The following is an 18,623-nucleotide window of genomic DNA, read 5'->3' on the forward strand; positions in this document are numbered from 1 at the left end:
TTACGGCGCCGACCTGGATCGCGAAAGAATGACGACTTGCGAGTCGTTGGGCACGCGCATGCCGAGCCGCCGCTCGACCAGCGGCGCCAGTACGCTCCGACTCGACAGATCGCGCACATCGCTCTCGAGCTGCGCCCGCTCCGACTCCAGCTGCACCCGCCGCTGCTCGAGCACGCGGATGTCGCGCGACCGCGTGATGCCCGCCGTCCTCCGCCAGATGACGCCCGCGGCGATGAGAACGAAACCGAAGAGCGCCAGCGCCACCCACGCGCGCCCGCGCGCGGCTACGCGGCGCTTCGCCATGCGCGAAGGTGCGCGCTCCGCGCGCGCGAGTTGACCGCGACCTCTGCCGGGCTCGCCGTGGCCGCCTTGCGGGTGAGTGTCGTTCCCAGCGCCCGTCCGCCGCACGTACACACCGGCTGCCTCGGCGGACACGTACACGCCGTGCTCCATGCACGGAACGTCTGCTTGACGATCCGGTCTTCTCCCGAGTGATACGCGATCACCGCGATCACACCTCCCGGGGTGAGTCGATCGCGCAGCGACGGCAGCGCCCGTTCCAGCGCGCCGAGCTCGTCGTTCACCGCGATGCGCACAGCCTGGAAGAGCCGCGCGAACACCGCGGGCCCAGTACGCGGAGGCGCGCCCAGCACCGCGCGGATGGCGCCCACCAGATCGTCGCTCGTGATGAACGGCCGGCGCTGGCGACGACGCACGATCTCGCGAGCCAGCTTGAGGGCGCGGGGCTCGTCGCCGTATTCCCGAAAAATCTGTGTGAGCGTGCGTTCGTCGGCCTCCTGCAACAGCTCGGCGGCACTCGGTCCGCCCGCATTCACTGCTCCGTCCATGCGCATGTCGAGCGCTGCTCCCTCGCGAAACGAGAAGCCGCGCGCAAGGTCGTCCAATTGGTGGGATGAAACGCCGAGATCCAGAAGTACGCCGTCGAAGCGCGTGTCATTGAGATCGACAACATCGTCGAGCGCTGCGAAGTTCGCAACGATCGCGCGAAATCGATCAGCGGTTTCGTAGGCAGCAAGTCGCTCGCGCGCCGCCGCGACTGCATCGGGATCCCGGTCGATTCCAATCACGCGCACACCGGACTCGAGCAATGCCAGCGCGTGTCCGCCGCCGCCGAGCGTTCCGTCGAGCACGACACCGCATCCGCGGAACACGTCGACGACTTCCTTCGCCATCACCGGCGCATGGTATTCGCTCGCCCATGCACCAGCATTCGACATGGTGTGCGATAGTTCGCTCGGAGGATCCATGCTGGCGGACTCGATCTGATGTGTCGATGGCATCCATGGTGGCGCGCGGCGGGCATGTGCACGCCGAAGATCCATCTCCGCGGTACGCCGGCTTCGGCGTCGGACGCGTACACTAGCGGCGAACGATGCGCGGCGTCAAGCGCCCTCCTAACGACAGCGCCCGCCGAACATCGGCGGGCGCGTCGTTACATGATCTGGGCACCGACTACTTGCAGTATTTCTTCACCTGCGCGTCGATCGCCGGTTGGTACTTTGGCAAGATTCCCAGAATCGTTGCCGCAGTCTTGGGATCCACCGATCCGCCCGCCTGCATGTTGATCTGAGAGTTGAGCGCCGCGTCCTGCGCCGTCTTTGCCAGATCGCATTTCTTGTCGGTCTGATTCTGCCGGACCGCGATGTCCGTCACGCGGAAATACGAAACACCGAGCAAGAACTTCGTGGTGGGACTCGATGCGACGCTGTCCGCAGTCGATATCGTGCCGATCGCTTTCTGCCAATCGGCAAGCGACGGCTTCTGGCCGTTGGCCGTGTCCGCGTTCGCCGCCTGATACGCGCCATTCGCGAGCACGAGGAGGAACTGTGCGACGTTGCCCTTGTCCTCGCCGTTGGCGAGCGCCTGCTTGAGCGCTGCAACCGCGCTGTCGGGCTGCTTGAGATCCATCTCGGCTTTCGCCTTACGCAGGTACACGTGCTCGGCCTTTGGATCGATCTTGATGGCCTGGTTCGCCGCGTCTACCGCTTGCTGCGTGTTACCCGCGAGCTCCTGCGTTTGCGCATTGAGCGACAACAGCGCCGCGTTGTTCTTGAACTTCGCCACGCCCTTTGCAGTCGTCTCGGCTGCCTTCTGCGGCTGATTTATGAGTGCATAGAGCGATGCCTGACGGACGAAATAGCTCGTGTCGGCGAGCGACGTGTCTGTCTGCACCATCTCTTCGCCGGTGGCGGCCGCCTCCGCGTAGTCCTTGGTGGCTTGTAGAATGAGCCACTTCAAATGCACGAGCGACGGGTCGCCCGGATTGTCCTTCACGGCCTGGATGATGATGGGCTTGGCGCGTTGGGCGCGGCCAGACGCGGCGATCTTTTGCGTCACATCTTCGACGAGTCGCAGGTTCTTCGGATCCGCTGCCAGCTCGGCGGCCCACGTGTCGACCGCTTTGTCGAGCGCCGTCGTGTCTTTCTGCGTATCGGCCTTCGCCTTGTACGCGTCGGCCAGGAGCGCGAGCGCCGGCTTGTTCTTTGGATCGATCGCGACCGCCTTCGAGGTCACGTCAATGATCGAATCGGGCGGCGCCTTCGCGGCAACGAACGCGTTGCCGAGACAGACGCGCGAGATGGTCGACTGTGGATATGCGGCGATGGCTGCTCGCGCGGAGGCAATGGCGTCCTGCGCATTCCCCGCTCGCAGCGCGTTCTCACACTTTTGTTCGTCGTCCAGTTGCTTGCGTGCCGCCTGCACTTCCTTCGACAACTTGTCGATCAGATCTCCGAGCTTGCTGCCTTCCAGGTCGGGGAGCGGCTGCACCATGCTGTTGTCGCGCGTGAGCACCATGCGCGTCTCGAGCTTGTAGTTGTCCGCATTTTTCGTGACCTGTCCTTCGAGATACTGATCGGCGCGCAACTGCGTGGCGAGCAGCTTGGACGTGATCGGATCGGGCGTGCTGTCGCAGCTGAAGCCGGACGCTTTGAGGTTATCGCAGACGGCTTTCTGTGGAATGACGAAGAGGTTCTTGATAGGGATGTCCGACGTGAGCTTGTCGATGACTTCCCCGCTCACTTTGGGTCCGAGTCCGGCCTCGTTTCCCCGGAACGGCGCCACCATCATCCGGGGCGTCCCCTCGGGAATGGGAACGCGCCGCGTGATCTGCGCGGCTGCCGACATCGGGGCCCAGGCGAATGCGACCGCTGCCAATCCCCACACGGCCGCGCTCGCCCTGTAAGTCTTTGCCTTCACGTTCGCTACCCTCCGAGTGTTGATCTGATCTACCCCGAACATCGCCGATGGGGTCCAAGCACAACAGTACATGGGCGAAGAGGGACTCGAACCCCCGACTTCCTGCGTGTAAGGCAGGCGCTCTAACCAACTGAGCTATTCGCCCCGGGACAAGCCGGGTTGTCGCCGGTGAGCTCGGTCCTGGTCACGCACACTTCGCGCCCCGGTGTGACGGAAGCCTGTGGAACGGAGCGTTGCCGCTTTACTTGAGGATTGCGAGCGGAATGAGAACGCAGTAACCAACGACGAGCAGAATCGGTGCGATCGTCGTTCCGCCGCGCACTAGATCGGCATAGCCGAGCGCCAAGCAGACCGCTGTTGCAATCCACCAGACGTAAGACCGCGGACGACTAGGTGTCTCCACTTTTACCATAGTCGCATAGTGTGGATCGGCTGCTCGCACATGTCAAGCGATGGTCAGCGTCTCGTGACGCCGGCATCACATCTCGTCGGGCGGCGGCGAGTCCGGCGGCGACGCTGACGGCGGCTCGGAGGGCGGCTGCTCCGACTGGCCGGCCGCGAGCAGCGCGGCGAGCGCATCCGTGTCGGCGGCGTGTTCCGCTGCGGCGTCGGCGAGGCGCAGCGCCTCCATGCGCCGCTGGTCGCGCCGCCGGCGTATCACCCACAGCGGCACGATCATGATGCCCAACAATCCGAGGATGAGCGTCATGTTCGCCAACACGGCGAGCGCGCCGTACCGGCGCATGGTATTGGCGCGCCACTGCGCTTCGAATGCGTCTTCCGTAAGGCCGTAGGCGCGGCGAATCGCGACGTCCAACGATTGCGTCTGACGCCAGTACTGAAACAACAGCGCGAGGCCGCGCTGCCGGTCGAGCGAGGCCAGCTCGCTCACCGCTCGATACGACAGCGCGTACGCCGCATCGGCGCGCGATGCACCGCCCTGGAACTCGGCGTCTAACGAATCCAGCGATGGGACGCCGTGCAGCACGAGTCCGATGCTGGTGGTGAGCACGGCGTCGCGATCCCATTCGCCGGCGGCGACGCTCGCGTAGCCTTCATCGAACCATCGCGGCGGCAGATCACCCAGATACTCGTGCAGCGTGAGGTGTGCGAGCTCGTGCCGGAGCACTTGCATGGGATTGCCGGCGCCGGATCCGGCATTCGAGCCCTGCATCACGATGCGCCGTTGGTCCGGAATGGCGATGGCGGCGCCCCACTCCGGCGCGCCGGCGCCGGTCCACTCGCGGAAGCGTCGATGGTCCGGCGCGATGGCGATCAGCACGCGCTCCGTTGGGCGCGGCAACCCGGGGAACGTGTCGGCGGCGGTCGCATGGGCGAGCACGGCGCGCGCGAGCGTGATGTCGCGGGGATAGGCGACCACGGTGAATCGGCCCCGATCCAGCCGCACCGCGGGCGAGTCGATCTGCGCCGCCGCGGGACCGGCGACGAGCACCGCGGCGGTGGCGATCGCGAGCGCTAGGCGCTGCGCGCGGGCGTGCCTCCGTCCTCGATGTGCTTGAGCATCTCCCCGCAACGCTTGCCCCATGGATTGAACTTGTTGGCGGCCAGGCCCGCGCGCCACGTCTCGAGCGCGTCGTCCCGCTTGTTGTCGAACCAGAGCACGCGACCCAGCTCGTAGTACGCCTCGATGAGGTTCGGACCGAGCGCGAGCGTTTTGCGAAAGAACGTCTGCGCGTCCTCGTACATTTCTCGTTCCGCATACACCAGACCGAGATAGAAGTGCGCGTACAACGTGGCCTTGCGGTCGTTGTCCAGGCGAATGGCCTTGGACAGGTGCTCGATGGCTTCGCCGAAGATTTTCTTCTTGAGGCAGATGTAGCCGAGGTTGATGCGCGCGAGCGAATTCGTGGGCTGGCGCATCAGCACCTTCTGGAAGTTGAGCAGCGCTTCGTCGTACTTGTCCTGCAGCATCTGCGCCCAGCCGAGCAGCGATTCCGTCTGCGGGTCGTTGGGCGAGAGCTCGAGCGCCTTGAGCAGCGCGCGCTCGGCGGCCTCGTGGTCGCCTAACGAGATGAGGCTCCAGCCTTTCTCGAGGTAAGTGGAGGCGCCGATGTGGTCGGCCATCACCGGGCGCTCGCCGCCGAAGGCGGGGGCGTTGGTGGCTTTGGCCGGCGCGCCGCCGCCCAGCTGCTTCCATCGATCGACGAGGCGCTTCACATCTTCGCGCAGCGCGGTGAGCTGCACGATCTCCTGCTCGACCTCCTTGTAGAGGGCGATGATGTCCGTCTTGATCGCGTCGCGCTCCGCGCCCGCCTCGGGACCATCGAGCCGTGCTTCGATGGCGCCGAAGCGCGTGCGGAAGGGTCGTCCGTCGACGTCAGCCATCCGACGATGCTCCTCCCAGGCTCGCGCGGTGCAGCTCGAGGTGCTCGGTGGCGGAGAGCAGCCGCTCGATCTCGAGTAGAATGACCATGCGCCCATCGCGGTGCAGCAGGCCGCGCACGTAGTCCGCCTTGAGGCCGCGGAAGAGCGGCGGCGGCGGCGAGAGCTGGGCGGGGTCGATGTTCGCCACCTCGAGCACCGCGTCGACCAGCGCACCGAGCCACTCGTCGCCGGCGCGGAACACGATGATGCGGACGCCCGCCTGGGGACGGTCCGTTTCGTCGAGACCGAAGCGGCGCCGCAGGTCGATCACCGGCACGACCCGCGACTGGTACTCGAGCACGCCCTCCATCCACGCCGGCAAGTTAGGCACCGGCGTCGGCGCGGCGTGGCGCAGCACGCGCTCCACCGAAAGCACGTCGGCGGCAAAATGCTCGTCGCCCACGCGAAAGGTCACCACTTGCTGCGAAGTTGCCGCTGTCATTCGGATTCTCCGGTTCGCGCGACACACGCATCGACCAGCGCGTCCGCGTCCACGATGCCCACCAGGTCGCCTCCTCGCCGCTCGACGCCGACCATGACGCCGCGGCCCGCCGCCGCGCGCGGATGGTGCAGCCGCGACGCATCCACCATGATCACGTCCTCGACATCTTCGAGCGCGATGCCCACCGCGCGCGCTCCGCGCCGCAGCATCACCACGGCCGCGTGCCCGGACGCCGGGGACACGCCTAACGCAACCTCCGGCGCGAACACCGGCACGTACGATCCGCGGATCGCGAACACGCCCAGCATGCCCTCGGCCATGTCCGGCACCGCCTCGAGCGCCGGCATTTCCACCACCTCGATCGCCGCGCGGAGCGCGAGCGCGAACAGTTCCCCGCTCGCGCGGAAAAGCAGCATCTCGGTGGCCGGTGCGGCGTCCGTCGGCGCGGTCATCGCGGCTCCTCCGCGTGGTCGTGCGCCACGAGCTCCGCGATTGCGGCCGGCAGCGCGTCGAGCGGCAGGATGCGATCGACGCCGCCGCCTAACGAAGCGGCGTGCGGCATGCCGTAAATGATCGATGATTCGCGGTCCTGGGCCAGGCCGGCGCCGCCCGCGTCGTGGATCGCGCGCACGCCCGCCGCGCCGTCGCGACCCATGCCCGTGAGCACTACGCCGATCGCGTGCGGCCCGAACACGCCTGCCACGCTGCGGAACAGCGGGTCCGCCGACGGTCTCACGCCCCAGATGGCCGGTGAATCGTCGAGCGCGATGGTCGGCGCACCGACGCCCTGGGCGCGCTCGACGCGCATGTGCCAGCCTCCGGGCGCGATGTACACGCGGTTGGTGCGCACCGCGTCGCCGTGCACCGCTTCGACCACCGGTACGCTGCTCTGCGCGTCCAGCCGCTCGGCGAGGCTGCGCGTGAACCCCGGCGGCATGTGCTGCACGACGAGGACGGCCGCGTCGAGGTCGCGCGGAAAGCGCGGAATGATTTCGGCGAGCGCGCGCGGACCGCCCGTCGACGCGGCGATGGCGACGACGCGCGTCGCAGCGCCGGCCGCGCGCGCTTCCGGCGCCGGCGTGCGTTGGGCCGGCGCATGGGGGCGCGCCAGCACTTCCACGCCCTGGAGATTCACCTGGTCGGCGGCGCGCAGCGCCTCGAGGAGCTGCTCGCGCACCGCGCCCAGGTCGAGGCTGATCGGCCCCGACGGCTTGCGCACGAAATCCACCGCGCCTAACTCGAGAGCCCGGATGGTGAGGTCGCCCGCATCGCCGGTGGCCGCGCCGCTCAGCATGATCACGGGGCGCGGCGCCTCGCTCATGATGTAGCCCAGCGCGCCGATGCCGTCGAGCTCCGGCATCTCGACGTCCATCGTCACGAGATCGGGGTTGAGCGCGTGCACTTTGCTCAGCGCGTCGCGGCCGTTGCGCGCGGTGCCGACCACACGGAAGCCGCCGGCGCCGTCCACCATCTCGGCCACGAGCTTGCGCATGAACGCGCTGTCGTCCACCACCAGCACGGTGCGCGGCGCCCTAGAGGACGACATCGCCCTTCACCATGGAGCGGACCTGCACCTGGCCGGTCTCGATGTGAAAGAACACGCTGCGCCCGTGTCCGCCCCCGACGTCCTCGCCGATGATGGGCAACCGCGCCTTGCCTAACGCATCGCGCGTGGCGAGGAGGTTGCGCTCGCCCATCTGGAGGCCGCCGGCCGGCAGGAGCGCGCCGAACATGCTCGCCCCGCCCACGAGGCGCGCCGTGATGCGCGTGGGCCGCGCGCCTAACTGTTGCATCTGCTCGAGCAGCATCGGCACGGCGCTGCCGGGAAACTTGGCGCGGTTCGTCCGGTCCTGCGCCAGGGATTCGCTCGGCAGCAGCACGTGCGCCAGCCCGCCCACGCGCCGGTCGGCATCGTGGAGCACGATGGCGACGCACGAGCCGAGCCCGATCGTGGTCAGCATCGCGTCGCCCTGCGCCGCGGCCGCATCGGCCACCCGCACGCGAATTTCCCTCACTGCCGCCGGAAGATGCGCTCCCGCGGCTCGACGGCCTGGAAGCGGCTGCGCGCGGGACCGAACAACGTCTCGACCTTGCCCAACACGAGGAACCCGCCGGGGGCCAGCGCGTCGTGGAATTTCTGGAACAACGCCTCCTGCGTGTCGCGGTCGAAATAAATGAGCACGTTGCGACACGCGATGAGGTGCAGCTCCGGCATCGGCGGCGATTCGTTCAGGAGATCGCGGTGCTCGAACCGCACCATCCGGCGCACCGCATCATGCACCACGTGCGGCGACGTGGGCGAGAAGTACCACTCGCGCAGCACCGCCGGCGTGTCGGCGAACGCCGCCTCGACGTAGGCCCCGCGACGCGCCGCCTCGAGGCTCGCGCGATCGATGTCGGTTCCGATCACCGTCACCCTGCCCAACCGCGACGATTCGCCGCGCTCGCTCACGTACCGGTGCATCAGGATGGCGAGCGAATGCGCCTCCTCGCCGGATGCGCAGCCGGCGCTCCAGATGCGCAAGGCGGGATCGGGCAGCGACCAGAGCGCGGGCACGCACGCGCTCTCGATGGCGCGGAACGTCTCCCAGTTCCGGAACAACTTGGTGACGTTGATCGTGAGCGCGTCCAACAGGAGATCGTACTCGTGCGCGTCCGCATCGAGGACGCCCGCGTACTCCGGGTACGTGTGCACGCCGCGCGCACGCATCCGCACGGCGATGCGGCGGCGCAGACACTTCTCCTTGTAGCTGGCGCACGCGAAGCCGCGCTCGCGCGCGATCTTCGCCGTGAGCTGCTCGAACTCGCGGTCCATCGCCGCCTCGGTCACGCCGGCAGACTCCGCACGAGGTCGAGATTCGCCCGCAAACTCTGGTTGTCCGGATTGAGCGCGAGCGCGCGCTCCCAGTACGCCATTGCCTGATCCTTGTCCTGCCACTTGTAGCGGATGTTGCCCAACTTGCAGTAGACGTCGTCGCCTAACGCCGGGTTCAGCTTGATGGCGCGTTGGTACGCTTCCAGGGCTTCGTCGTATCGGCCGGCGCCGTAGAGCGCGTCGCCCAGGTTCTTGTGGAGCTGGGGCAGCGCGCCATTTTCCACGAGGCCGCGCTCCGCCGCCTGTCCGGCGGCGGAGAGATCGCCGCGGCGCTCGAACAGGACCGCCAGCGTGTTGCACAACACCGGACCGCGCGGGTGCGCCGCGAGGCCTTCGGTAATGAGCGTGACGGCGCGATCGAGGTCGTCGCGCAACGCGGCGGCCAGCGCTGCGTAATGGAACCAGGCCGGCAGGGGCATCTTCTTCCCGAACAGCGCGCGCGCGCTGGTGAGCAGCTCGTCGGCCTCGGCGAGGTCGCCGCGCTTGAGCGCCAGCACGCCTAACGAAATACGCGTGCGCGGGTCCTCGGCGCCGCCGCGCCGGGCCGCCTCGGCCAGCGCTTCGCGCGACTCGTCGTGGTGGCCCAACCGCTCGAGCGCGTAGGCCAGATTGTGGAACACCGCCGCCCGGGCGCCGGGCTGCGCCGCCGCTTCGCGCAGCGTGAGCACCGCCTCGGACCATCGGCCTTCACGCATCGCCACCAACGACAAGAAAAATCTCGCCTGCACGTCGTTTTCCTGCAGCTCCACGACGCGGCGGAATTCACGCGTCGCTTCCTCGTACATCCCCGTCTTGTAGAATGCCGCGCCCAGGTTGCGATGTTCCTCCACCCGCGCTTCGAGCGCCACTTCGTCGACGGGCCGCGACTTCCCAATGATGTGCAGGAACCCCGCGGTCGCCAATCCGTAGAGCGCCTTCCCCACCTCGAATTCGCCGGCGCCGGATGCATCGATCAGCGCGGTCACGTCGCGGCGCCCATCGATGAGCGGCAGCAGCTGCTCCTGCAACGGCGTCAGCTGCGCCTCGCTCGCCGCGAGGCGTCCGTCGTCGACGCCGAAAATGATGTCGAAGCTCGGGACCTTCTTCTCGATGAGACTCCACTCGTCCACCCGTCGCGCGCCCTCGAGCAGCAGCGACTCCGGGTTGATCGAGACGAGGACGTCGTGCTCATCGGGCCGGATGTCGCCCTCGAAGCTGAATGTCCCCTGCGTCCACGTGAAGAGATAGTAGACCGCCTCTTCGATCTGGATGCGGATGTAGCGGTGCAGTTCCTCGCGCGAGAGGATCTGCTGCTCGATGAGAATTTCGCCTAACCGCTTGTGGCGGTGCTGCGTGCCCTGGATGTCGATGGCCGAGTCGAGCTCGGTCTGGGTGAGCACGGCGGCCTTGACCAGCATGTCGCCTAACCGGTCGCGGCGGTTCACGATCGATGCGTACGAGATGCGGCCGCGGTCGAAGTAGATGTAGCCGAAGTTGCTGCGGTCCGTGACGCTGAGACAGCCGGTCTTCTGTCCCATCGCCAGGAGCTGCAGCACGTCCGGCAAGCTCGCTTCGCGCAGACTGCCCTTGATCGCCATCTACCGGAACTCCTCGATCGCCCGACCGGAGAGGTCGGGCCAGTCCCAGATCACCTTTTCTTCATCGAGGAACATCGGGTCGGCGGGATGCCCGGTGCCGTTGTGCGCCATCGCCGGCGCGGCCAGCCTGCCCTCGAGCTCCTTGCGGGCAAAGCCCGCCGTGAGCGGCACGCCCACGACGTCCGCGGCCTGCGTTAGCCGCTGCACGGTGCTCGTGATCTCGGAGACGCTTCCCACGGCGCGCGCCGCCAGATAGTCGACGAGCGATCGGTCGTGGCGCACATCGGCCGCGGCGAGCGACCGCGCGTACAGCCGCTCGCGCAGCACGTGATCCGGCGGCTGCATCTCGACCACGAGACCGCCCTCGAAGCGCGAGCGCAGCCGGTCCTCGAGGCCCTCGATCTGTCTGGGCGCGCAGCGCATCGACAACACGATCTGCCGGCCGCTCGCGTAGAGCGCATTGAAAATGTGGAACAGCTCTTCCTGCGTCCGTTCGGTGCCCGCGCATTCGTGCACGTCATCGATGATGAGCACGTCGACGACGCGATACCGCGCGCGCCACCGCTCGATGGCGCCGTCGCGGAGCGCGGCGATGAGCTCTTCGGTGAACTGGGCCGCGCTCACGCAGGCCACCGTGGTCGCGCCCCCGCGGAGGGCGATCAGCTCATTGCCTAACGCATTGAGGAGGTGCGTCTTGCCGACGCCGGCCGGCCCGTAGATCACGAGCGGGTTGTACTTCTTGCCCGGTTCTTCGATCACCGTGTCCGCGGCGTGCACGGCCAATTGGTTGGACGGGCCCACCTCGAAGTCCGAGCGCACGAAGTCGGGCGACGGGCCCGGCGGCGGCTCGGCCGCGCCTAACAGACGGGCCACCGCGAGCTCGGCTTCGCCCACCCGCTCCGGGTCGCGGAAGAGATCCGACGCCGCCAGCGCCGCATCCAGCGCCCCGGCCTCGCGCGCCAGCGACTGGAGGCGCGCGACCGCGCTCTCGTACTGGCGCACCGTCGCCTCCACGTCGGGCTCCTCGGTGCTCTCGAGCGCGCGCTCGATCGCCGCGGTCAGGAACCCGGCTTCCCGCCAGCGCGACATCACCTCGAGCAGCCGGATCCGCCACGGCTCGATCTGTTGGGCAACCACCGCGCTCAGATCGCTCAGGAAGCTCGAGAACTCGCTGCCGCCGTTCCGGCTCAGCACCGCGGCCGCGCGCGGCGCCGCCACCGCCGCGCCGGCCTCCGGCCGCTCGCCCAGCACGTCGCGCACGTTCTGCGGCGTCACGGCGCGTTCGCCTAACGTCTGCGACGCGATGAGCCGGTTCAGCGCGCCCTGCAGCTCGCGCACATTGCCGAACGGGATGCGCGCCAGCTCGTCGAGCACGCCTGCCTCGAACGTCGCGCCGCGCTCGTCGCACTTGAGCCGCACGATCGCCGCGCGGGTCTCATAGTCGGGCGCGCCGACGTCCACCACGAGCCCGCCCGAAAATCGGGAGATCAACCGCTCATCGAGATCCGCGATTTCCGTCGGGGGACGATCGCTCGTCAGGACGATCTGCCGTCCGGCCCGCTGCAGGCCGTTGAACAGCCGCAGCATTTCGCTCTGCGTCTCGCGGCGCCCGGCCAGAAACTGCACGTCGTCCAGCAACAGCACGTTGACGTTCTGGTAGCGTTCGCGCAGCGCGTCCACCGCGCTCGACGCGACACTCGCGTTGAGCTCGTCCACCAGCTCGTCGACCGTGGAATAGGCAACCTTGAGATCGGGCTGCAACTGCCGGCCGAGGTGGCCGATGGCCAACAGGAGGTGCGTCTTGCCCAACCCCGATCCACTGTAGATGAACAGCGGGTTGAACGCAGCGCCCGGCGCCTGGGCCACGGCGCGCGCCGCCGACACGGCGAGGCGGTTCGCCGACCCGACGATGTAGTTCTCGAAGCGGTAGCGCGCGTCCAACTCCACCTCAGCGACTCCCTGCGTGCGCGGTCGACGGCGTCGCCGGACTGCCCGATGTGCTCAAACGGCGGAGCACGAGCTCCGAGATGCCGCGCAGCGTTTCGAACACGCCGGTGCCGTGGAGGGCGCCGGCCGGGAATGCGGGCACGCCGCGGAAGTTGAGCGCATCGCCTAACGTGGCCGTGTCGTGGATGAGCTCCGGGGGCAGGTCCTGCTTGTTGTACTGGAGCACGAGCGGCACCGTGCGCACGTCCATGCCGTGCTCGGCGAGATTCGCGTGCAGATCCTGCATGCTCTCGACGTTCTCGTCGAGTTGGCGCACCTGGCTGTCGGCGACGAACACGACGCCATCGGCGCCCTGGAGCACCAGCTTTCGCGTCGACTGGTAGTAGACCTGGCCCGGCACCGTGTACAGCTGGAAGCGCGTGTTGAACCCCGAGATCGAACCCAGGTCGAGCGGCAGGAAGTCGAAGAACAGGGTGCGGTCCGTTTGCGTGGCCAGCGAGACCATGGTGCCCTTGCGATCGTTAGGCACCTGACCGTAGATGTAGTGCAGGTTGGTCGTCTTGCCGGACCGGCCCGGCCCGTAGTAGACGATCTTGCACGTGATCTCGCGCGTCGCGTAGTTGACGAGAGGCACAGGCGGCTCAGGCTGGAGGACGTGTCGACTGTGGATCGCCGGACACCGGCTGCTGCGCGCGTCCGAACAGGACGGCGAGGCTGCGATTCAGGTCGTGCTCGAAATTGCCGTCGAGCGCCGGGCCCGACTCCGCCGCCGGCGGCGCGGCCTGTCGGAGCGCGTCGCGCAGCTCGCGGAAGTACACCTGCACCAATCCCAGCGAGCTTTCGGCGTCGAACGCCGTGAGCAGCACCAGCGCCCCGCGCGCCGTGGGCGCCTCGGCGATGTAGACCTGCCGCTCGCGGCCGGCGTGGTACAGCTCGCGGAAGGGATGGCCGTCGAGCTCCTTGCCCAACTCGCCCGCCGACGCGTGGATGGCGGCGCCTAACGCACACGCCGCCATCACGTCGACGGCCCGCGTGAACCCGAACTGCCCGAGGACCTGGCCGCTCGGATGCAGCAGGAGCGCGAACTGGACGCGGGCATCGTCCACGAATCGCTGGAGCGGCGCTTCCACCCACGCCTCGGCGACGTGGGCTCTCACACCGCCTCCAGGGCGTGCAGCATCGCGCTGCGGATGAGGCCGATATGAGCTTTCGGCTCGGCGAGCGTGGCCAGCACCAGTCCGTCGCGGCCGACGGCGCACACGTGCCCGTGCTCGGCCTCGAGCTGGAGGAAGCCGACCGCCGCCAGCCCGGCCGCATCGGTGCCTAACCGTGCCCGCCGGTAGAGGGACGCCACCAGCGCCCCCACCACGCCGGCCTCGATGCCTACCTGCACGTCGGCGTCGACGATGATGCCGTCGGCCTCGCTCACCAGCAGGCAGCCGAGGACGCCGCGCTGCCGCGTCACCGCCGTGAGCGCGTCCGTGTAGGGCGTGCTCACGCCACCTCCGTGAGCCACGCTTCGGCGCGCTGCACGCAGCGGTCGAGGACCCGGCGCACCAGACCCAAGGGCAGCGTGCGCGCCGCGGCGACCAGCGCCAGCGAATCTTCGAGCACGGGCCCGAGCGCGATCGTCGCGACCTCGGTTTCGTACACCACGGCGCGCCAGGCGCCTAACTGCAGATGTTTCACCGTCCGGTCGGCTTCGTCGCGGACGCCGGTCAACGCGGCGCCGATGTCCTGCGCGACGTCCTCGCCATCCGCGGTGACGTACGCGCCGGCCGTCACCAGCCCGTCGCCGTCGAGCAGCAGCGCCGTCTGCTGCCCGTCGCCGAGGATTTCGGCGAACAGGCGGCGCGCCTCGTCCTCGACGCGGCGCTCGGCCGCGGCGACCCGCTCTCCGTTAGGCGCGCTCCCGGCAGGGGCGCCGGTGGTGTAGCGCACGAGGCGCCGCACCATCCGCAGCGCCGTCTCCACCGCCGCGTCGCCATGCTCCGCCGCGAGCCCCAAGTGGTGCTCCGCTTCCTCCAGCCGGTGCTGCTTGTACAGCACGTAGCCCAGTCCTTTGCGCGCCCCCACGTGGTCGGGCGCGAGGCGCAACACCGCCTCCCACTCGGCGGTCGCCTCCGCGAGCTCCCCGCGGTCCACGCGCACGCGCGCCAGGAGATCGTGCGCGTCGGCGTTGCCGCCGTGGCGCTCCACGCCGCGCGACGCGACGCGCAGCGCCAGGTCGAGCTGCGCGCCACGCCGCAGCGCCTCGCCTAACTGAAGGAACACCATGCTCGACGGGTCCCGCGCCAGCTCTTCGCTCAGACGGCGAATGTCGTCAGACATCCATCCGCTCCTTGAGCACGCTCGACAGCCGCGTCGCCGCGGCGACGGACTCGCGGACTGCGGCCGCATCGGCACCGTCCGGCGCCAGTCGCAGATAGCGATCCCAGCTGGTGAGCGCTTCCTGGTAATCGCCGCGCCACGCCGCGCAGCACCCGGTTTCGAGATGCACCGCCGGCTCCAGGGCGTCCGCCTGCAGCACGCGGCGCAGCTCTTCCTGCGCCTCGTCGTGCCGGCCCGCCCGCGTGAGCGCGCGGGCGAGCACGAGCCGCGGCAGCGTCGCTCCGTCCAGGCCCGCCACCGCCAAGCGCGCCTCCGCCACCGCCCGGTCGCACTCGTTGGCGCGCAGCGCCTCCCGCGCCCGGTCGAGATGCGCCTGCGCCTGCGCCGCCGCCGGAGCGCCCGAGCCGTTCGCCCCCGTGTCGCGCAGCGCCACGACACCCGTCGTGACGAGCCCGTACGCGATGCGCGCCACGTCGAACTCGCTCCGGGCAAGCTCGGACGCGATCGCGCGCAGATCGCGCGCGCCGTCGATTTCCGACAGCACTTCCCACTCGTTAGGCAGGAGATCGAGCTGCGCCGCGTGGTCGTCCAGCACCGCACACAACGATGGCACGACGCCCAGATGCGGGATTTTTCCCTCGATGCGCGACCACTCGTCGATGCGCCGCGCGCCTTCCATGAGCAGCGACTCCGTGGAGATGCGGATGCTCGCTTCGGCCGGGATGCTCGATACCTCGCGCTCCTCGAACGAGAAGAAGCCTTCGCGCCAGGACATGAGCTCGAACACGACTTCTTCCACCTGGAAGCGCACCTGCCGCTCGAGCTCGCGGCGCGTCAACGCGCCCGACTCGACCAGGATCTCGCCCAACCGGCGGGCGTCGCCCGACCTGGTCTGCGCGTCGCGCGCCCGGGCGAGATCGCCCTCGGAGATCTTTCCGGCGCGCAGCAGCAGCTCGCCTAACGGATGCGGGTTGCTGCGGATGGCGGCGTAGATGACGCCGCCGCGGTCGAAGTACACGGTGCCCTGGTTGTCGCGCAGCAGCGACGTCACCGTGAGCGTACCCGTCTTCCGGCTCAGGTCCAGCAGCTGGAAGACATCGTGAATGCCCAACTCGCGCAGCGGCCCTTCGATCGCCATCAGGCCACCTCCTGGCGGCTGCGGAAGATGCGCAGCAGATCGGCAGCCGTCCGCGCCTCGCGCTGGGCGCGGCGCGCAAATGCGCTGTCGGGCGCCAACTCCACGACCTCGTTCCAGAGCGCGATCGCCTCGCGGTAGCGGTGCCGGTCGGCGAGGATCACGCCCTGCAGCAGCAGCGCCCCTGGATGCTTCGGGTCGAATCGCAGCACGCGGTCGACGGCCCGCGCCGCGTCGGTGCTCCGATTGGCCTCGAGCAGCGTCTCCGACAGCGACAACAGCCCATCGATGTTGTACGGGTCGCGCTGCAGGAGGTCGACGAGCGGCGTGATTGCATCTTTGGCGCGGCCGAATCGCCGCCGCACCTCGGCCAACGCCAGCGTCGCCTCGACGTAGGTCGGCACCGCGTCCAGCGCAGCCAACAGCTCGTCATCCGCGCCCGGACCATCGCCGCGTTGGGCGAGCAGTAACGCGAGGTCGTAGTGGACGACCGCGAAATCCTGATCCAGGTCGAGCGCGTTGCGATACGCGAGGATGGCGCCGTCCACATCCCCGGCGGCTCGAGCGATGTCGCCGATCTGTTTGAGCACATCGGCGCGGGCCGGCGCGAGACGCTGCGCCTGTCGCAGCAGCTCGAGCGCGGCCTCGGACTCGCCGGTTTCCGCCCGGGCGCGCGCCACCAGCAGCAGCGACTCGACGCCGTGCGGATCCGCCTGCAGCAGCCGCTCCGCCACGTCGCGCGCTTCCGAGGCGCGGTTCAACATGAGCAGCGCGCGCGTCTCGCCTGCCAGCGCACGCGGCACCGTGCCGTTGACGCTCCGCGCCTGGCGGTAGCGCTCGAGCGCTTCGCCGTGGAATCCCTGGCGCGCGAACAGATCGCCCAACATGGTGAGGCCCGTCGCCGCGTCGCCGCCTCTGCCTAACGCACGGTTGATCTCTGCCGCGGCGCGGTCCAGCATGCCCTTGGCGAGGTACTCGGCGCCCATGGCGTACGGATTGTCCAGCGGCACCACCGGCGACCGCACCGGCGTGTGCTGCTTGAGCTCCGAGAAGAGCGTGTCGAGCGATTTCGGGTCGAACGAGAACGTCTCCACCGCCCCGTCCGCGCGTTGCGCGCCCTCGAGATCCGGCGCGATCGACAGGTCGGGATCCTCGTACTCGAGATCGATTGCCAGCTCGAACTTCTGCGCCACGTAGAACGGCTCGAGCTCGAGCCCGCGCTTGGTCGCGCGCAGCGCCCCCTCGAAATCGCCGAGATTCGAGAGCGTGAAGCCGAGGTTGTAGTGCGCTTCGGCATAGTTGGGACGCGCTTGGATCGCGCGGCCGAACGCGTTGCGCGCGTCCTCGAATTTCTTGAGCTCGCCGAGCACCAGCCCGATGCCGTTCCACGCGACCGCCTGCTCCGGGAACACGCCTAACACTTGCCGGTACGCCTCGAGGCTCAGCTGCAGCCGCTTCCCCTTGAACAGGAGCAGGGCCAGGTTGAGCCACGCTTTGACGAACGCGGGGTGCTTGGAGAGCGCGGTGCGGAATTCATCGATCGCACGCTCCGAGTCGCCCTGGTGGTAGTGCGCGACGCCAAGGTTGTTGTGCGCGATGGCGTACTCGGAATCCAGCTCCACCGCGCGCGCGTAGCTCGCCGCGGCGTCGGCGAGCTTTCCCGCCTGATGGAGCGCGACGCCCCGCTCGCACCACAGCTTCGGGCTGTCCGCCTGCTCGGTGATCAGCCGATCGTAAAGCTCCGCGGCCGTCGCCGCATCGCGCTTGAGCAGATGCACCTCGGCCATCGCCTGCAGCACGAGCCGGCGATCTTCGCCGCGGTCGAGCGCCAAACGATACTCGCGCAGCGCCTCGGCGTAGTACGCCTTCTGGCGGAACGCGAGACCCAGGTTGTAGTGGGCGAGTTGGTCTTCTTTCGCCACCGCGAGCATCTGCTGCGAGCGGCGCAGTTGGCGCTCGGGCAGCAGCTCTTCATACTTGGCCGGGTTGTACCGGTCGATCGACAGGTTCGCCTGCGCGCGCGACAGCGATGGGTTGAGTTGAATGGCACGCTTGGCGGCGGCGGCGGCGTCCTCGTGGCGGCCCATGTCGCCCAGCACGAAGCCCAACAGATAGTGCGCGTCGGCGTTGTCGGGGCTGAGCGCGATGGCGCGGCGGAGCGCGGCCAGCGATTCGTCGTTGAGGCCGCGGTTGTACAGCACTTCGCCCATGTAGAAGTTGCAGAGCGGGCTGTCCGGTTCGATCTCGAGCGCCTTGGCGAACCACTGCTCGGCGGCGTCCAGGTCGCCGCCCGCCTTCTCGGCCAGGCCTAACTGGACCATGGCGCCGACGTCGCGCGGGTGGTACGACAGCAGGGCCGTGAATTCGGCCACCGCCTCGCGCGAATCGCCTAACGACGCGTACGCGCGGCCCAGCTCCCAGCGGGCGTCGCGGTCATCGGGACGCTGTCGCAGCCGTTCTCGCAGCTCGGTGACGCGCCGGTCGTAGTACCCGGTGTTGAAGTACGCCACCTCGAGGTTCCGCTGCGCCACCTGCATCTTCGCATCCAGCTCCAGCGCCTTCGTGAACGCCGCCACCGCGTCCTCGTACATCCCCTTGTTGTAGTAGAGGACGCCGAGGTTGTTGTGCGCGCCCGCGTCCGACGGATCGATCCGCCGTGCGTACGACCGCAGGATGTCGCGGTCACGCTGGGACGCGAGCGACGCCGTCATT

General features: G+C 68.6%; 18 protein-coding genes and 1 tRNA gene. All 19 read right to left on the bottom strand.

Annotated elements, in window-relative coordinates; translation table 11 throughout:
* The 19 genes from VFW04_01630 to VFW04_01720 all read right to left on the bottom strand — a co-directional run bounded on the left by VFW04_01630 (position 1) and on the right by VFW04_01720 (position 18,622).
* Positions 1-303, bottom strand: a complete 303-nt coding sequence (locus tag VFW04_01630) for a hypothetical protein (GenBank protein HEX5178004.1) — start codon at positions 301-303, stop codon at positions 1-3.
* Complete coding sequence (gene rsmH / locus VFW04_01635; GenBank protein ID HEX5178005.1) at positions 285-1,238, bottom strand: 16S rRNA (cytosine(1402)-N(4))-methyltransferase RsmH; 954 nt, start codon at positions 1,236-1,238, stop codon at positions 285-287. The genes VFW04_01630 and rsmH overlap by 19 nt, the downstream gene beginning before the upstream one ends.
* A gap of 235 nt (positions 1,239-1,473) precedes the next feature.
* Positions 1,474-3,219: a tetratricopeptide repeat protein gene (locus VFW04_01640; GenBank protein ID HEX5178006.1), complete on the bottom strand. Its 1,746-nt coding sequence runs from the start codon at positions 3,217-3,219 to the stop codon at positions 1,474-1,476.
* Between the two features lie 71 nt (positions 3,220-3,290).
* A tRNA-Val gene (locus VFW04_01645) sits at positions 3,291-3,364 on the bottom strand.
* A 333-nt stretch (positions 3,365-3,697) separates the two neighbouring features.
* Positions 3,698-4,672 carry a hypothetical protein gene (locus VFW04_01650; protein HEX5178007.1) on the bottom strand — a complete coding sequence of 325 codons (975 nt, stop codon included), beginning with the start codon at positions 4,670-4,672 and terminating at the stop codon, positions 3,698-3,700.
* A 23-nt stretch (positions 4,673-4,695) separates the two neighbouring features.
* A complete protein-coding gene (locus VFW04_01655) occupies positions 4,696-5,565 on the bottom strand; it encodes a tetratricopeptide repeat protein (protein ID HEX5178008.1) in 870 nt (289 codons plus the stop codon).
* Positions 5,558-6,046: a chemotaxis protein CheW gene (locus VFW04_01660; GenBank protein HEX5178009.1), complete on the bottom strand. Its 489-nt coding sequence runs from the start codon at positions 6,044-6,046 to the stop codon at positions 5,558-5,560. Before VFW04_01660 ends, VFW04_01655 begins: the two co-directional genes overlap by 8 nt.
* A complete protein-coding gene (locus VFW04_01665; protein ID HEX5178010.1) occupies positions 6,043-6,498 on the bottom strand; it encodes a chemotaxis protein CheW in 456 nt (151 codons plus the stop codon). The genes VFW04_01660 and VFW04_01665 overlap by 4 nt, the downstream gene beginning before the upstream one ends.
* Positions 6,495-7,592 (bottom strand): chemotaxis response regulator protein-glutamate methylesterase, encoded by a 1,098-nt coding sequence (locus VFW04_01670; GenBank protein ID HEX5178011.1) that lies wholly within the window; start codon positions 7,590-7,592, stop codon positions 6,495-6,497. Before VFW04_01670 ends, VFW04_01665 begins: the two co-directional genes overlap by 4 nt.
* Positions 7,579-8,061, bottom strand: a complete 483-nt coding sequence (locus VFW04_01675) for a chemotaxis protein CheD (GenBank protein HEX5178012.1) — start codon at positions 8,059-8,061, stop codon at positions 7,579-7,581. The genes VFW04_01670 and VFW04_01675 overlap by 14 nt, the downstream gene beginning before the upstream one ends.
* Positions 8,058-8,876, bottom strand: coding sequence for a protein-glutamate O-methyltransferase CheR (locus VFW04_01680; GenBank protein HEX5178013.1), 819 nt, complete (start codon positions 8,874-8,876; stop codon positions 8,058-8,060). Before VFW04_01680 ends, VFW04_01675 begins: the two co-directional genes overlap by 4 nt.
* Complete coding sequence (locus tag VFW04_01685) at positions 8,873-10,498, bottom strand: DUF4388 domain-containing protein (protein ID HEX5178014.1); 1,626 nt, start codon at positions 10,496-10,498, stop codon at positions 8,873-8,875. Before VFW04_01685 ends, VFW04_01680 begins: the two co-directional genes overlap by 4 nt.
* Positions 10,499-12,445, bottom strand: coding sequence for a DnaA/Hda family protein (locus VFW04_01690; GenBank protein ID HEX5178015.1), 1,947 nt, complete (start codon positions 12,443-12,445; stop codon positions 10,499-10,501).
* A 1-nt stretch (position 12,446) separates the two neighbouring features.
* A complete protein-coding gene (locus VFW04_01695) occupies positions 12,447-13,079 on the bottom strand; it encodes a GTPase domain-containing protein (GenBank protein ID HEX5178016.1) in 633 nt (210 codons plus the stop codon).
* Between the two features lie 7 nt (positions 13,080-13,086).
* Positions 13,087-13,602 carry a hypothetical protein gene (locus VFW04_01700; protein HEX5178017.1) on the bottom strand — a complete coding sequence of 172 codons (516 nt, stop codon included), beginning with the start codon at positions 13,600-13,602 and terminating at the stop codon, positions 13,087-13,089.
* Positions 13,599-13,943 carry a hypothetical protein gene (locus VFW04_01705; protein ID HEX5178018.1) on the bottom strand — a complete coding sequence of 115 codons (345 nt, stop codon included), beginning with the start codon at positions 13,941-13,943 and terminating at the stop codon, positions 13,599-13,601. The genes VFW04_01700 and VFW04_01705 overlap by 4 nt, the downstream gene beginning before the upstream one ends.
* Positions 13,940-14,776, bottom strand: a complete 837-nt coding sequence (locus VFW04_01710) for a hypothetical protein (protein HEX5178019.1) — start codon at positions 14,774-14,776, stop codon at positions 13,940-13,942. Before VFW04_01710 ends, VFW04_01705 begins: the two co-directional genes overlap by 4 nt.
* Entirely contained in the window at positions 14,769-15,914 is a 1,146-nt protein-coding gene (locus VFW04_01715; GenBank protein ID HEX5178020.1) for a DUF4388 domain-containing protein, read from the bottom strand. The genes VFW04_01710 and VFW04_01715 overlap by 8 nt, the downstream gene beginning before the upstream one ends.
* Positions 15,914-18,622 (bottom strand): tetratricopeptide repeat protein, encoded by a 2,709-nt coding sequence (locus VFW04_01720; protein HEX5178021.1) that lies wholly within the window; start codon positions 18,620-18,622, stop codon positions 15,914-15,916. The genes VFW04_01715 and VFW04_01720 overlap by 1 nt, the downstream gene beginning before the upstream one ends.
* Position 18,623: the final 1 nt, after the last annotated feature.

This window comes from Gemmatimonadaceae bacterium (genome assembly GCA_036273715.1).
In the GTDB taxonomy this organism is placed as follows: Bacteria; Gemmatimonadota; Gemmatimonadetes; order Gemmatimonadales; family Gemmatimonadaceae; genus JADGGM01.

Bases quoted from the DNA above. Each gene is read 5' to 3' on its own strand.
- VFW04_01630 (HEX5178004.1), bottom strand. From the start codon at position 303: ATGGCGAAGCGCCGCGTAGCCGCGCGCGGGCGCGCGTGGGTGGCGCTG.
- VFW04_01715 (HEX5178020.1), bottom strand. From the start codon at position 15,914: ATGGCGATCGAAGGGCCGCTGCGCGAGTTGGGCATTCACGATGTCTTC.
- VFW04_01685 (HEX5178014.1), bottom strand. From the start codon at position 10,498: ATGGCGATCAAGGGCAGTCTGCGCGAAGCGAGCTTGCCGGACGTGCTG.
- VFW04_01710 (HEX5178019.1), bottom strand. From the start codon at position 14,776: ATGTCTGACGACATTCGCCGTCTGAGCGAAGAGCTGGCGCGGGACCCG.
- VFW04_01665 (HEX5178010.1), bottom strand. From the start codon at position 6,498: ATGACCGCGCCGACGGACGCCGCACCGGCCACCGAGATGCTGCTTTTC.
- VFW04_01660 (HEX5178009.1), bottom strand. From the start codon at position 6,046: ATGACAGCGGCAACTTCGCAGCAAGTGGTGACCTTTCGCGTGGGCGAC.
- VFW04_01720 (HEX5178021.1), bottom strand. From the start codon at position 18,622: ATGACGGCGTCGCTCGCGTCCCAGCGTGACCGCGACATCCTGCGGTCG.
- rsmH (HEX5178005.1), bottom strand. From the start codon at position 1,238: ATGTCGAATGCTGGTGCATGGGCGAGCGAATACCATGCGCCGGTGATG.
- VFW04_01655 (HEX5178008.1), bottom strand. From the start codon at position 5,565: ATGGCTGACGTCGACGGACGACCCTTCCGCACGCGCTTCGGCGCCATC.
- VFW04_01670 (HEX5178011.1), bottom strand. From the start codon at position 7,592: ATGTCGTCCTCTAGGGCGCCGCGCACCGTGCTGGTGGTGGACGACAGC.